This window comes from Phaeodactylibacter sp. (assembly GCF_022763345.1).
GTDB lineage: Bacteria > Bacteroidota > Bacteroidia > Chitinophagales > Saprospiraceae > Phaeodactylibacter.
Map to the genome: position 1 here is coordinate 26,790 of NZ_JALEGS010000111.1, position 14,479 is coordinate 41,268.

Consider the following 14,479-nt stretch of genomic DNA (forward strand, 5'->3'; position numbering starts at 1 on the left):
GTGAAGTATGAGTAGGCAATAAAGATAGTACTTTATATCTTTACCGCTCAATCATAAACTATGCCGGCATTACCCGCTGCGTTTGAAGCACGCATGCAAGACCAACTGGGGCCTGACTGGGCTGCCTTTGCGGAAGCCCTCAACAGCCCGGCTCCAGTGAGCATCAATTACAACCGGGCCAAAACGGAAGCGCCCATTTATGAAGGCTCCCCTGTACTTTGGAACCGCACTGCGCAGTACCTGCCGGAACGCCCTTCCTTCACATTAGACCCACACTTCCACGCCGGGCGCTACTACGTGCAGGAAGCTGGTTCTATGTTCCTCGCCTATGTGGTGGAGCAGCTTCGGCAAACGCAGGATTTCAGTACCGCGCTGGACCTCTGCGGGGCACCGGGCGGCAAGACCACTGTGCTCCTCAATGCCCTCCCTGATGATTGCATTGTGGTAGCCAATGAGGTGATTAAGGGCCGCTACGCCATTCTTAGAGAGAACCTGGCCAAATGGGGGCGGGCCAATGTGATTGCAACGCATGCGGACAGTGAGCGCTTTTCGCCCCTAACGCGCCGGTTCGACCTGGTGGTGGTGGACGCTCCCTGCTCCGGTGAAGGCTTGTTCCGCAAAACGCCAGATGCCACAAAGGAGTGGAATCCTGAAAATGTGGTCATTTGTGAAAGCCGGCAACAGAATATCCTTGATCATACGATGCCCCTCATCGCGCCGGGTGGCATCCTCATCTACAGCACTTGTACCTACAACAAGGGGGAAAACGACGATCAGGTGGCCCGAATCCTCGAAAAAGGGGGCTTCGAGACCGTCTCTTTTGATTTGCCAGAAGACTGGGGGATCATGCCTACTGGCCTGGGGTACCAGTTTTACCCTCACCGCACCCGCAGCGAAGGGTTCTACCTGGCGGTGCTGCGCAAAGAGGGAAAAGCAACCAACCGGTCTTCAAAGACCCCCATGCGCTATTTCACGAAAGTGCCTAAGGCTACTGAACAGGCTGCCCTATCCTGGCTTGACCCTGAAGCCCAACTCAGTATCCTTACCACGCCAAAGGGACAACTGTATGCCGTGCCGGATGGCGCACTTCCACTACTTAGTATTTTATCACAAAGCCTGCCCAGACTAGACCCTGGCACGCCGGTGGGGCTGATGAAAGGCAAGCACCTGATACCGGACCACGCCCTGAGCCTATCCCTGCACCTGCACCCGGATACGCCCGTAGCGGACCTCGACAAAGACACCGCGCTGGACTATTTGCGCAAAGCGGCCCTCCCTGCCCGCCCCGGGCAAAAAGGCTGGCACCTGATGCGTTACGATGGCTGGGGCATTGGCTGGGGCAAGATGCTGCCCAACCGGGTCAATAACTATTTCCCCAATCACCTGAAAATCAAACTTCAGTCTTTCACCACGCGGACGGTGGAGAATTCAGCCCCTGACCTTAGTGATAAGAAGTAGACACCGGAGGGTAAGTTTGTAAGGTTTAATTCCAGGTAATCAATTCGGTTGCGGGCGGTTAGGCTTTTCATTAATCTGCCGCTGCTGTCATAAACCTGAACCTCACTGTCTTTCAGGAACAGCCCATCACTTTCAAGGATAAGCGGCCCGGAGGTGGGGTTGGGATAGGCCTGCACCTCAAAACTGCTCCTCTTTAGGGGGTCACATTCGGTCCCGTTCAGGTAGTAGTAGCGGGTTTGGCCAATGAGGTTGCCGGATACATCAAAGTTATGGATGGATTTTAAAACACCGTCACAAAAGTAGGCATACTGATCCTCCAGCTGACTTTCTGACTCAACCGCTCCATTGTGCAGATGATAAAAAGTACTATTCCTGATAGCCGTTTGAATACGCCCGCCTTCGTACTCATATGCCGTTGTAATCTGATAGCTTGGTCTAAGTCCGGGTTCAGGGCCTCCCGGGTCCACGAGATAGGATGAAAGCACTTGGTTACCATAATCATCGTACGCAAAAAGGAAAGCTTCTTCCTGCATATAATCACTAATGTTGGTCCATGCGCGGATAAGGTTTCCAAATTCATCGACTTCCTGCTCTCTTCTGCCTCCGATCACCCACTCGCCGTTTTGCACAATGTACACTTCCTCAGTGGTCAGCCTTCCCTCATGGGTAAAAAGTGAGCGCTGCCGGAGATTAGGCATTCCGTCCTCCCCGAAAGAGAAGTACAACACAGCGTCTTTTTGCCCGGAGGCAGCATCAAAATGAGTAACCTCCAGGCGGTCCGCTACCCCTTCTCGGAATGTTCTTCGTTCCTCTTTCGCCATCCCCCCGTCATCGTAGTAGAAGTAATCCCATTGGTAGGTACGCTGCAGAGCGCCGTTGTCTCCCGGGTTTTCACCAGTCGTTCGGAGCAGTTTGCCCTCAGGCAGATATTCGTAAGTCTCCCGTTGGGCCAATGTCAATGTGCTATCCCCAAATTCGCAGGAGTACCAGGTTTTGGTTTTTACTTGCTCCCCTTCGTAGGTATACTGAATACGCTCTACCGGTAGCCAGGACTGAGTGACATCATCGTAGCCGAGCGCTTCCTTTATCCATAATTGCTGAGTATAGGCAAAGGCACCCATTAACAGACTTAATGCAAGGGTGAAAATCAGGCGAGTAATTAGCATACATTTTCCATTTTGAGAAAAATAGTGGAATATCTGCTTCGGATCAAGTAATCCCTGCCTTAACACAACGCTAACTGTGTGGAATGCATCTTTTCTTTTGTAATATTGTAATTTTGTATAGTAAACCGCACAGGAAGTTCAAAACCGAAAATACATTTATGAGACAATTCAGCATTCTTTTTGCATTCCTGCTTATGGGCACTTTCGCATGCGCACAGGATGATTACAAAGCAACCAAAGCCGGATGGCTGGTGAATATTGATGAGGCCTACAAGGTTTCACAAGAGACGGGCAAGCCCATCCTGGCCAATTTTACCGGCAGTGACTGGTGCGGTTGGTGCAAACGCCTGGATGCCGCAGTTTTCCAAAAGCCGGATTTTCAAAAGTGGGCCAACGAAAATGTGGTATTACTGGAGCTGGACTTCCCACGCCGCAAGCAAATCCCGGAAGAAATCCGTCAGCAGAATTATTCTTTGCAGCAGAGCTTTGGCGTGCGCGGTTACCCTACTATCTGGGTATTCAATCTGAACCGCAACAAAGAGTCGGGCAATTACGAAATAGAGGCCCTTGGCAAAACCGGCTACACCCCAACCGTAGAGCAGTTTACCGGTGGTGTGGACCAGATGATTGCCAAAGGCAAGTAAGCCAAATAGAGAAGATTATTCTGAAAGAGGATTGGGAAGCGCGTTTGCTGCTTTCCAATCCTTTTTTACTGAATTTTCTTGTAGAGCCCAAAGTCGGTCTTAAGTGTACGGGGCCCATCTCCGCCTTGAATGGCGTATCCCATCTTCATCCGGAAGGCCCGGAGCTCGCCGGGAATAGCCCATGCGAACCTGAAGGTTTCGGTAATTTTATCCCCTGCCTCCATCATTGTCCCGTTAAGGCTTTGGCTTTTGCCCACTGAGCGGTCGCCTATATGCAGCAATTCCATTTCGCCCAGCTTCACCGGTTTGCCTGTCCGGTTGGTCAGGGTCATTTCCATCAGAATCATGTTTTGGGTGTGGCTGAGGGTATGGATTTCGAAGGGCAGGTCACGATTGCCGGATATTTTGCTGACATCATATTTGGCAATCAACGGGCCAGGCTCAAGGGTTACCACTTTTTTCAGCTCTGTTTTGGGCATTTCCCTGGCTACTTCCGATAGCGTCCGGGTGGCTTCTTCATTGATCTTCTTTTCTGCTACCGACTGGTTTGGTGGCACGATGGCCCTGGTTTCAGGTGTTACCCGGTTGGGTTTGGTGGCGGGCTTTTTTTCCGGGGTGACGCTTGCAGATTCCGGCTCTTCTTTAGTTTCCGGTATAATTTCCCGCTGCGTCTTCGCTGCCGCAGGCTCCTGAGCTTCCCCAAACTGCCCTCTGATAAAAATGAGCGCCCCTACGGCGACTACCGCTGCGATCAGCATGGTGGCCCACTTGGGAAGCCCCTGCTTGGGCGGAGCGGTAGAAGCCGTTGCCTGCTGCCGTACTACCGGCACCTCTTCTTTTTGCTCTGCCTTATCGAGCAGCCGCAGGACCGCATCATTAATCCGATTGTGCTCCAGCTGGGCCTCAGCAGTCGATAGCAGGCCTTTCATTTCCCGCTCGCGCAGGGTCTCGTAGCGGGCGCGGACCATCATCCATTCATCGTAGAGCGGGGTCTTTTCCAGAGGCTCCCGGAGCATGTCTATGGCCTCGCGGGTTTTGCCGTTAATGAGGCGTTCCTTGGCTTGTTCGTAGTGCATGCGGTTTTCAGGTGGTTGGTTCGGGGTGAAAATACGGAATTTCGGGGAGGTTTTTTGGGGTTCACGCAAAGAGCGCGGAGAGGAGGACGCAAAGCAAGCAGAGAAGGGGGCAAAAGGGCACAGCGTCAAAGAACCATCGCAAATCGCGCGATTTGCGATGGTTGACCGTTGGAAATTGCGCGAATTGTGCTGTTTTTATATCTTTATAATAAAAATGATAGCGCGAGCCCTTGCACCGACCCTTTTAGAGGAACTACAGCACTCCAATAAAATAATCATTCTGTACGGCAGCCGTCAGGTTGGCAAAACAACGCTAATTAATGACCTCATTCAAAAGTTAAACTATAAAACGCTCAAAGTCAATGCCGATAGTGGGGAGGATCTATCCGTATTGTCCAGCCGGTCTCCTGAAGCACTCAAACGGTTCATTGGCGAAGCGGATTTGCTCTTTATTGATGAAGCACAACGCATTACCGATATCGGTATCAACCTGAAAATCATACATGACACCATGCCCGAAAAGCGTGTCATCGTTACCGGTTCATCTTCCCTGGACCTGGCCAATCGGATCTCAGAACCACTGACCGGGCGTACCTGGACCTACACGCTATTCCCCATTTCCTTTCGGGAATGGCTGGAGCATAACCAAATTTCTTCCGGGCTCAACATCGCAAAGCTTGAAGGCTTGATGCTTTTCGGCTCCTACCCTGAAGCCATTACATCGGAAGGAACGCAACGGAAAGTACAATACCTTAACGAGTTAAAACAGGCCTACCTCTACAAAGATGTACTGGCACTGGGTAACATTCGCTATCCTGAGAAACTCAATCAGTTAGTCCAATTGCTGGCTTACCAGATGGGACAGTTCGTATCCATTCAGGAACTCGCTAAAAGCCTGAAAGTCAATCGAGACACGATCAACAACTACATTGACCTTTTAGAAAAGGGGTTTGTCCTTTTCCGGCTCGGGGGCTTCAGCCGAAACCTTCGCAAAGAAATGACAAAAATGAACAAGATTTATTTTTATGACCTAGGCGTACGCAATGCAGTTATCAATGACTTCAGCCCCATTCACCTGCGGAAGGACAAGGGAAGCCTTTGGGAAAACTTTCTGATCGCTGAACGCAAAAAGCACCTAAGCTATACCCTTCAATTTGCAAATACTTACTTCTGGAATACCCACACAGGTGCAGAAATTGACTACGTGGAGGAAATGGGCGGCCACCTGAACGGCTTCGAGTTCAAGTGGAATCCCAAAAAGTACCGCAACAGCTACGCTCCCTGGCAGAATGCCTACCCTGAAGCCCGTTACCAATGCATCACGCCCGAACAGGTTCTTGACTTTATCTAAAGAACAGCCCTGAGCCCACAAAATTCTCCCCGCCCCGCCAGTCAGGCATGAACTGATAACGGGGCCATCCATTTTCGGATTTTCCGCCATCACGGTCCTGCACCACCATATTGAATCGGATGGAGCGCCAGTTCTCGCCTTGCCGCTCTGTGAGGTAGGACATAGGGATGGCCGCTTCCAGCACATAGACGCCTTCGGCTTCCACCCGGCAGCGGTATTCGGCACCTTCCGGCAATTTATCCTCATAAAAAATCGAAGCCGGCAGTTCCTTCGTTTCCGGTGCCACCGTGAACAGGATGGAATTTTCGTACCACCCCTGCCCCGTCCGGCTGGCACTGACCGCAGTAGGCTCGGCATTCACCACAAACCCGATGAAGTCCTGCTGCCAGGAGACCTCAGCGGTATCAACCATGATCTGATCGTCCTCCACCCGGGCGGCGACGTAGAGGTAGTCGTCGTCATAGCCAAGGTTGAAGCGGGCATTCAGGCTTTCGCCGGGCAAGTCCTGCAGGGTATAAGGCAGGTTCTCCCATTCCTTCAGCTTTCCGTCCACCTTGACACGCTTTGGTGCCTGCTCCAGCTGATACTTCTGTGCCGGGCGGAGATTGAAGGAGAAAGGGATAGACAGGTCCGGGAAGTCTTTGGTGTCAAAACTCACCTCTGCTTTCAGGGGCAGGGCTTCCAGGTTGGAAAGTGCGGTTTTGCCTTTACGCGCCTTCAGGTCGATTAGCAGGGTGTCTACGGAGTTAGGCGCTACCGTCATTTCAGGCGCGCTCAGCACACCGGTCAGTCCCCAGCTGAACTGCTGATCCCACTTCACCTGCATAGGCACGTTTTGATCGTTGAAGACTTTGACCACCATTTCTGCCTCCTCAAAAGCAGCGCCTTCCATCAGCAGCGGCTCCACACGGATAGGGCGCAGGGCGGTGATGGTTTTCACAAAATCGCTGGACGCAGAAGTGACCACATTTTCGTCCCAGATGCCATCGAGGAGCAGGTTGGCCAGCACCGGCCCTTCCTCCGTCATCGTCACCCACACCACATGGTCAAACTCGCCCAGCTGCGGGCCACGCAGGGCACTCCCGCCTCCGGTGGTGGCCAGCATAAAGTAGCGCCCGTTATTGCGCTCATACTTCACATAGTGGTGGTGGTGCCCTACAAAAACGGTATGCCTGCGGTTGGCCAGCAGCTTCTCCACATCCACCCAGCGCTCGGTGTCTTTGAGTATCCACAGCGGTTGATGCATGAAGAGGAAGGTCCAGCGCACCTCTTCATTTTCCGCCAGTACCTGCTCAATGTATTCGTATTGTTCATCTGAGATCGTTCCCCGGTTGGAGCCCCGGTACTGGTCTTCGGAGTTGAGGCAGAGGAACAGCACATCCTTATAGATAAAGTGGTAGTAAGTCTGCCCGAACCGCTCCAGGTACACCCGCTCCATGACTTCGTTGGTGATGTCATGATTGCCCGGCACATAGAAAAACGGCATCTGCAGCTGGGCCGTGAAGCCGGTGAACTCTTCCCACTGCCGCTCCAGTTCCACTGTATCCTTTGTATACCCCTCGATCAGGTCGCCCACTGACATCACAAACTCCGGTTGCAGCAGATTCAGCTTGCGCACCCCGTCCATGAATACGCCCGGGCGGTGCCCGCCGGTCCGGTCGGTGACGATGGCAAACTGAAACTGGCAGTCGTCATTATTCAGCTCCAGGCTGGTGAAGGGGTGGGGCCCGGCGGTGGTATCAATGCGCAGGGTGTCGGAGGTGCAGTTTTGGCTGTAGGCGGATACCGTTATCAGCAAAGCGAAGGTCAGGAGGCAAAAATGGCGGTACATGTTGTTTTTGCGGCTAAAATAGGCATTAGACGTTAACTGCGCATTAAATTAAAATGGCGCAGGATCGGCAGGTAGGAAATTCTATTCTCCATCTTTCCATGCCTAACGAGAAAGGGGTAAAAACAGCCTCTTTCCCTATCAAACAAAAAAGCCCCCTCCCACCGAAAAGGGCCTGATAATAAATTGGGGTTATACATAGAAACCTTTTTACGCCAGGCAGGCGGGTGTTTGGGTTAGAAGCCCTGCCGGCACCGGTCATCGGCAGACCGGGGAAATGGGTTTTAGGTGTTTTCCGGGCTGGTTGAATGACCTTGCTTTTATATACCGGAAGCGCAGGTGCGTCACGTCTGACCGTAGGATTTTTTAAAAAAAAAAGAAGGTTGGGGAGGCGGAATGCGCAAAAAATGAAGAAAATTGGCCTTGAAGCGTGATACATCAGGCGTTGCGGTATATATTAATGATCAAGCACTAAACCACTATTTATGTCGTCAGACGAGGAGATCATCGCTATGCTGCAGCAGGATGAGTCCAGGGGTACAACGCTGGTCTATGAAAAATGCTACCCGTACTTTATCGGCCGGGCAAGGCGGGAGGTACAACGGGCACAACTGGAGGACGCAGAGGACGCTTTCCAGGAGACCATCATGGTGTTTATCCTGAAATTTATCCGTACCGGGCGGATTCGGGTGGAAAATGGCCAGCTGATCGGCCTGTGGGTACCGCTGCGGAAATTCATAGCTAAAATTGGCCTTCGTATCCTGGTCCGGGCTCTGACAAAGCCGGGACTGCCGCCCCCGCCACCTGCGGATGCTCCGGAATCGGAAGTACTCGTTGAGCGGGCGTTAAAGGCTTTTGGCCAACTGAAACACCCCTGTCAACGGCTGGTGTTTTACAAAGTTGCGCTGAACCTGGAGGCGAAGGAGATCGCATCCATCCTGCAAATGGAAACCCGGGAGGAAACGCCTATCAAAGAAGGGACCATCCGCACCCGGCTTTACCGGTGCATGGAAAAACTTCGAAATTTTTACCGCTAACGCTTTCGGCTGTACAATCAATAACCGCTCCAAAGCACCAAAAAATTGGCTACATGAAAAATGAATTTGATCCCATAACAGAACAGGAACAGGATTTGATTTTCCAGTACTACGAGGGAGAAATGTCTGAAGTGGACAAACAGGAATTCACGCAACTGCTCGGTAAGGACAACTTCCGACAGGCCTGGGAGCAGCAGGCTTACCTTCAAAAGGGGCTTAGCCGTGAACTACAGGACGAGGACCTGCGCAAAACAGTCAAGGCCGGTGCAGACCGCTACCACGAAGCGGAGGCAAGGCGGGCGAAAACAGCTGCCGCTGAAGTCAGGCCCCTTTCCACAGCCAACCGACCGGCCCGGATTTTGGGATGGGCGGCGGGCTTTCTGCTAATTGTGGCGATTGGCGGGGTGCTATGGGCCAATCTGAATTACTCTGACTCGGCTATTGCGCAGTCCTTCCAGGAACCCTTGCTGAGCACGATCGTAAGGAGTACGGAAGCCGAGCAGCAGGTGTTCCGCGCCGGACGGCAGGATTTCTTCAACGGCCGGTATCAGCAAGCAGAAGAGGCCATGATGCAAATCAGCCCCGAAAGCCCCAACTTCCCGGAGGCTCAGGCGCTGCTGGCCTACAGCCTTTTCTACCAGAAAAAGTACGAGCCGGCCTTGCAATACTTCGATCAACTGCTGCAGGTGCATTTCAGCCAACTCCCGGAGGCCTACAAAAGTGAAGAAAAACTCCGATGGTCCCGGCTGCTCGCCCTGCTGGGCATAGGGGCCGAAGACAGCCCGCGCTTCCGGGAAGAACTGGACTTTTTCCTAAAGGGCAAAAGCACCTTTTATGCACAGAAGGCAGAACGACTGCGTCAAAAGCTCGACAGCCCGTTCCGTATCGTCCTGTTTGATTGAAATTCAGATAACCCGTACTAAACGTTTGCGCTCCGATCAGGCTGCAACCGGCGAAAACCCCAAATCAGGATTACAGTAAGTAAAACCCCGGCTGCAATCGGCTTCCGCCAACCGGCTCCCTTCGACAACACCGGCGACATGCTCCCAATCGCCACACAGGACGACCAGTAGTAAGGATGAGCTTCCACGTCCCCTACCCTGCGCACATAATCGCGCTTGGCAAGGGTCAGCGCAAGGTGTTTGGGCATACCGTTGCGGAGGTTGCGGTAAAAGCTTTGCATAATCTGGGTCGTATGCCCGCTCGATACCTCCCAAAGCGTGGTAATCAGGCTCCGGGCGCCCCCGTACGAAAAACCCCCGGGCCATACTGAGCATGCCCTGCCCGCGCCGGATTTCGCCAATACCGGCATTGCAGACGCTGGTCACGACCATGTCCTGCCGCATGGGCAACCGGTACAATTCATGCAGGTACAAGGCGCTGTCCCTTCCGGGCTGCCCTGGCTGCAACATAAAGCGCGACCGGCTGGGATACCGGTTGCTGAGTTGCCCGTGGGCGGTGTAATGGTGGAAGCGGTAGTCGCCTCCCATGGCTTCCAGCTCTTGCTTGTTGGAACGCTCCCAGAGCGGGTGCACAAACCAATGGAACAGGTTGAAAAAGGAAAACTCATCCTGAATGACTTCGATTTCCTCCTCAAAACCGGCTCCGTTCAATGCCAAAAGCTCCCGGGGCCTGCGGTCGTGGCGGTGTGCAGCGATCATTTCTTCCAACAGGCTTTCTGAGCTGCAGTAGCTCAGCGCCAGGTCTTCTACCAGATAATTATAGCTGGGGTTGCGGTAATAACCGTATTCGGATTCGGGCACCGGCCGGGTCAGCAGCGCATCAAAGGGCAGTACGTTCAGGATATCGTCGGGGATAATGATGAGCTGTTGCGGCATACCGGATCCCAACGTATTCAGTGGCGCGATCAACCATTTGTAAAGCTGATGGGCCCGGTGGGCGTAAATGGCCTTAGCGGTCTCGGAAGGGTAATCCGCTTTAAGCTGCTTCAAATAAGCGTCTTCCCCATCGTAAAATGGCAGATAGATGGCGTGTACCATTTCCTGCACAGCTTTCGCCAAATGGGCTCTGGGCATGGGCAGGGTGAAGACCTCAGGGGCAGCGCCCGGCCGGAGGTAAAACATCCAGGTGGAATCTTCCCCTACAAAGAACTCCAACAGGGCCTGATCAGCGCGAAGGTGTTCCAGGGCTGAGCCCACCGTGGCTGTGGTGGTATCAAACTTGGCGGCATAGTATCGTGGTGCCTCTTCCTCCAGCTTTTTCATCAGCGCCTTCCAGCCTGCCTGCGCACGGTACAGGCGTTGCTTAAGCGTATCCCGTACAGCCCCGCTCTGTTCTGACTCGTGCAATTGCTCTGACAAGTACTGAATATCAAATTTCAGGAGCCGTTCCCGCTGTAGCAGGTCGCCGGGCAGATCAAAATCGCTGACCTGCGCATCCCGGAAAGCCTCCAGCAACAGCAAATCCTTGCTGCGCTCAGAGACGGAAAAGGCATAGTTGATGTAGAAAGTATCGTTGGGAATTTGCCGGTGCAGGGCATAGCTGACCTCGATAGCGGTTTCGAAAAGCCCGTAGCACTCCTCCATCAGGTATTGTTTGTCGTAATCGCCGATGTACCCGCTTTTGATGTGGGCGGCCAGGCGCAGCCCGCGGTCGGCCGCCTCCCAGGCGCAATGCAAGCTGCTCTGGTCTTCAAAGCTGTAATACACCTCCGCCAGCCGGTACAATGCCGTGAGCAAGGTCTTTTGGTCGTAGGCTGCATCCAGTGCATTGGGCAACCTGCAGTAGCCGCTTTCCGTTGAGCGCCCGGCCAGTTGCTGAACAGCCGCCTCATAATATTCCAGGGCCTCCCCCATTCGCCCCCGCTCCCGGTTCATATCCCCAAGAGCCAGATAGGTCTGCGCGGTCTGTTGATTGCGGACCTGATAGCGATCGTGCTCCAGGGCCAGATGGAAATAGTAATCGGCAGTGTCCCAATCTTCCATTTGGCTGTAGGTGATGCCCAGCTCCCGGTAAGTTTCGGTGCGGAAAGGGTCTTTGGGCAGCTGATACGACAGCGATGTGCGCAGTAACCGCAGCGCTGCATTGACCTCGCCTAATTTCCGGTGCAGATCGGCGTACGCATTGCAGGTGTTGATGAGGCGGTTGGTATCTGCTTGTGCGGCCACGTTGGAAAAAAGCGCCAGAGAAGTTTCATAATGCCCCTTGGCCTTTGGGTAATCTTCCATTTCCTTGTACACATCACCAAAGTGCTTATGGACCAGCCCTTTATAGGTGGCTTCGGCTTCAAAGGAATCTGCAAAGACCAGGCTCCGCTCCAGATGCCCCAGCGCAAGGTCGTATTGTCCCTGCTTCTTGTAGATATTCCCGAGGTGCAGATGGTCATTGGAATAATAACTATATAGCTTCAAGGGGATGGAATCCAGGATTTCCAGGTGGCGGTTGAAAACGGCTTTGCTCTGTTCGAAGGCACCGATTTTGTTGTAGTAATTGCCCAGATTGGTGTCGTTCCAAAGGTGAACAAAAAAGATGTAGTCCTCTTCCAGGCTGACATGGTCGGCTGTAAACAAAGAGTCCAGCTCCCGGTAGGTGGCCAGATAGGCGCGCATGGCGTCCATTTTATTAGCAACATCCGATTTGCGGCGAAAGAGGTGGAACACCGCATCATGGTCTCCCGCCTCATACTGAACGCGGATCAGGGAGTCAAGCAGGCGGGCGGCGCAGGGGAAGTCATTGTGTTGCCTGCAAGCGCTCATACGTTGCTCTAAGGCTTCGGATAAAGCAAACTGCCCCGGCAAAATTACCGGGGCATGCATAAGGCACCAACTAAGGCAAAAAAAATGAAAAATGGGTTTCATAACTGGGGTTTAGTGCCTAACGTGGTGGCTGGAAATCAAAGCTGGCGAAAAAATCAGGTACCTCGCTTCCTTCCGCCCTTTTAGCATAAAAAGCAGCCGGTCCCTGATAATCGGGTTGTAGCATCGTCATTTCCACCCGGACCTGACCGCCTGGTGAAGCCTTAACTTCAGTTGGCTCAGCGATAAGCGCTCCTTCTGCAGATTCCAAAGAAAACGTATGCTTTTCGAAAGGCGCAGGAAGCAACAGGACGAGCTGATCCCTTTTTAGTCGGATTTCCCGGCATTTCCCGGCCACTTCACAGGGCGGTGGAGGCGGGCACTCTGGTATACATGGGGCCCAACTGGCAATGGCCCCCCGGGCACTTTCAACTATATCTTTGATGTCCCTGGATTGTTGGTTTTCTTCCCTTTGCTTATCCACTGTACTTTGGAGGTCCTGCAATTCTTTTGCAATGGCCGGTGCCGCTTTAGGGTCTTCACTTAGCCGTTGGCTGTACTCATCTAGGCGCATGGAGACTTGCTCGAGGATCAATTGATTTTTTTCCTGCGCCATACTGAAATCAGGGTAAAGGGTATAAATGTTAGCATCCTCTTCTGCTACTGCTTCCGCTGGTTCTTTAGAACAGGAAGCCAATAGAAACAAGGACAGCAAGGCCAATAACGTGGGTTTGAAGAATAGGTTGGTCATAATTGTTTTGAGTTTATTTAGGAATAAGTTATCGTATACGAGATATTCGTTCTCTACCTACCCTATACCGCAGTACAGCAGTTCGTCACACTATTTTTTTATTTTTTTTGAGGGTGCTGTTCGACAGCTTGCTTTTTTTGGATGAGACCGGGAAGCATAAGCGACCCGTACCTTATCGGATATGCGGGCCTAACATTGTACAATATACAATATACATACTGGAAATCAAAGAAGCTTCGGCTCGGTGAGCTGCGTTAGGTCCCTGCGTACCATGCCCCCCGCATCTTCACCAAAACCGCATCCACCCGCTCCATATCCACCGCCAGCGGCAGGGTGCTTTTGGCGTAAGCCTCCTCCAATTCTGCCATTTTATCTTCTGCCATGCCGAGTAAGGTGTCATAATCATACTTCCCCTGCCGGATATCCAGCAGCTCTTCCCGGTTCGGCCGGCGCACCCGAATGATGCCCTCGCGCAGAATTTCAATGCCCATCTCCAGCAAGCGGAAGGTGTGCATCATGTTTTTGGAATCGTACTCGGCGCCGTGGGCGAGGTTGGTTTGGTAGCGGGCTTCGTTGCGTTCCTCCACCCATTTCCAGTAGGCTTTGTGGTCCTTGCAGTAGGTGGCGTAGCCGTCTTTGTTGAAGTGGAGGTAGCCGAGGATTTCCGCGCCTTTTGGAATGCTGCTGAGCGACAGGTCGTTGGAGTTAGGCTTACGGAGGATGCCGACGTAGCCTAAATTACCTGTAGGATCATGATGAATGGCGTAAACCTCCCGGAAGTGCGGGATGGCAGAGAGCCCGCAGCGAGATTGCTCCAGCCCATTGTCGTCCAGCCACTGCCGGATAGGTACGGAGCCGTTGCCTTTGATCACGTAACAGAAGTCCAAAGGCGTCTGCCGCTCCCTGGGCATGGGATTGACGATTTTCTTATTCAACCCCCGGGCTTTTTTGATCTGTGCGTAGGCGTAGCCGCCAAAGGTGTCTTTGCACTTTTTGGAGAGGAAGAGCTCGGGTGTCAGGTGGTCCATGATTGGGTGACGGTATCGGATGCATTCCGGTGGTGTAGCGAGCAGCTCCAGCATATTGGGGTTGTTTTTAGCCAGCAGTTCCACGAAACGGCCGAGCTCGTAGTAGACCGTATCATTCGTATCGTCCGCTACCTGTGGGGTGTAGCTCAGGCTGTAAAATTCTGGTTGCGGAAGGATGAAAACGCCACGGATATCTGTGTCGGAAGTGGGCAAATAGGTACCGTAGGCGCGGCTGCCGGTGATGCAGTCGTAGAGTAAAAGGTCAGGGTTAGATTGAAGGTCTTTATAGGTCATTTCTTCTCTTTCTAAAGCAAGTAACATGGAACATATTAAACAGAGTTCCCTGTCTGTCTGCTTAGTATTTATTCACGACCTGACCTTATGA

11 protein-coding genes and 1 pseudogene are annotated in these 14,479 nt (G+C 52.7%); 5 read left to right on the forward strand and 7 right to left on the reverse strand.

Features of this window, described 5'->3' with window-relative positions; all coding sequences use genetic code 11:
- The first annotated feature begins 60 nt into the window (after nt 1-60).
- Nucleotides 61-1,458: an RNA methyltransferase gene (locus tag MRY86_RS26250; protein ID WP_293568088.1), complete on the forward strand. Its 1,398-nt coding sequence runs from the start codon at nt 61-63 to the stop codon at nt 1,456-1,458.
- On the opposite strand, the gene MRY86_RS26255 is transcribed toward MRY86_RS26250, so the two are convergent.
- Entirely contained in the window at nt 1,398-2,624 is a 1,227-nt protein-coding gene (locus MRY86_RS26255; RefSeq protein ID WP_293568090.1) for a T9SS type A sorting domain-containing protein, read from the reverse strand. The genes MRY86_RS26250 and MRY86_RS26255 overlap by 61 nt on opposite strands.
- Nucleotides 2,625-2,782: 158 nt before the next feature.
- Between MRY86_RS26255 and MRY86_RS26260 the strand changes: the two genes are divergently transcribed.
- The gene (locus tag MRY86_RS26260; RefSeq protein ID WP_293568091.1) at nt 2,783-3,268 is read left to right on the forward strand and encodes a thioredoxin family protein; all 486 of its coding nucleotides are present in this window, start codon (nt 2,783-2,785) and stop codon (nt 3,266-3,268) included.
- A 65-nt stretch (nt 3,269-3,333) separates the two neighbouring features.
- Here the strand turns inward: MRY86_RS26260 and MRY86_RS26265 are convergent, their stop codons facing one another.
- Nucleotides 3,334-4,344 carry a hypothetical protein gene (locus MRY86_RS26265; protein WP_293568092.1) on the reverse strand — a complete coding sequence of 337 codons (1,011 nt, stop codon included), beginning with the start codon at nt 4,342-4,344 and terminating at the stop codon, nt 3,334-3,336.
- 214 nt (nt 4,345-4,558) lie between these two features.
- Between MRY86_RS26265 and MRY86_RS26270 the strand changes: the two genes are divergently transcribed.
- Nucleotides 4,559-5,695 carry an ATP-binding protein gene (locus MRY86_RS26270; protein WP_293568094.1) on the forward strand — a complete coding sequence of 379 codons (1,137 nt, stop codon included), beginning with the start codon at nt 4,559-4,561 and terminating at the stop codon, nt 5,693-5,695.
- Here MRY86_RS26270 and MRY86_RS26275 read toward each other — a convergent pair.
- On the reverse strand, nt 5,688-7,526 hold the full coding sequence (locus tag MRY86_RS26275) for a metallophosphoesterase (RefSeq protein WP_293568095.1): 1,839 nt from the start codon (nt 7,524-7,526) through the stop codon (nt 5,688-5,690). The two genes, MRY86_RS26270 and MRY86_RS26275, sit on opposite strands and share 8 nt — an antisense overlap.
- Nucleotides 7,527-8,008: 482 nt before the next feature.
- Between MRY86_RS26275 and MRY86_RS26280 the strand changes: the two genes are divergently transcribed.
- Both MRY86_RS26280 and MRY86_RS26285 read left to right on the forward strand, forming a co-directional pair.
- Nucleotides 8,009-8,560 (forward strand): hypothetical protein, encoded by a 552-nt coding sequence (locus tag MRY86_RS26280; RefSeq protein WP_293568096.1) that lies wholly within the window; start codon nt 8,009-8,011, stop codon nt 8,558-8,560.
- A gap of 53 nt (nt 8,561-8,613) precedes the next feature.
- Nucleotides 8,614-9,462, forward strand: coding sequence for a hypothetical protein (locus MRY86_RS26285; RefSeq protein WP_293568098.1), 849 nt, complete (start codon nt 8,614-8,616; stop codon nt 9,460-9,462).
- 17 nt (nt 9,463-9,479) lie between these two features.
- Here MRY86_RS26285 and MRY86_RS27280 read toward each other — a convergent pair whose 3' ends face one another.
- The 4 genes and pseudogenes from MRY86_RS27280 to MRY86_RS26300 form a co-directional block, all read right to left on the reverse strand.
- Complete coding sequence (locus tag MRY86_RS27280; protein ID WP_363325443.1) at nt 9,480-9,872, reverse strand: CHAT domain-containing protein; 393 nt, start codon at nt 9,870-9,872, stop codon at nt 9,480-9,482.
- Nucleotides 9,808-12,378: pseudogene (locus MRY86_RS26290) on the reverse strand (tetratricopeptide repeat protein); the annotation flags it as partial. The gene MRY86_RS27280 and the pseudogene MRY86_RS26290, both read right to left, overlap by 65 nt.
- Nucleotides 12,379-12,394: 16 nt before the next feature.
- On the reverse strand, nt 12,395-13,066 hold the full coding sequence (locus MRY86_RS26295; RefSeq protein ID WP_293568102.1) for a hypothetical protein: 672 nt from the start codon (nt 13,064-13,066) through the stop codon (nt 12,395-12,397).
- A 254-nt stretch (nt 13,067-13,320) separates the two neighbouring features.
- On the reverse strand, nt 13,321-14,388 hold the full coding sequence (locus MRY86_RS26300; RefSeq protein WP_293568104.1) for a nucleotidyltransferase domain-containing protein: 1,068 nt from the start codon (nt 14,386-14,388) through the stop codon (nt 13,321-13,323).
- Nucleotides 14,389-14,479 lie beyond the last annotated feature (91 nt).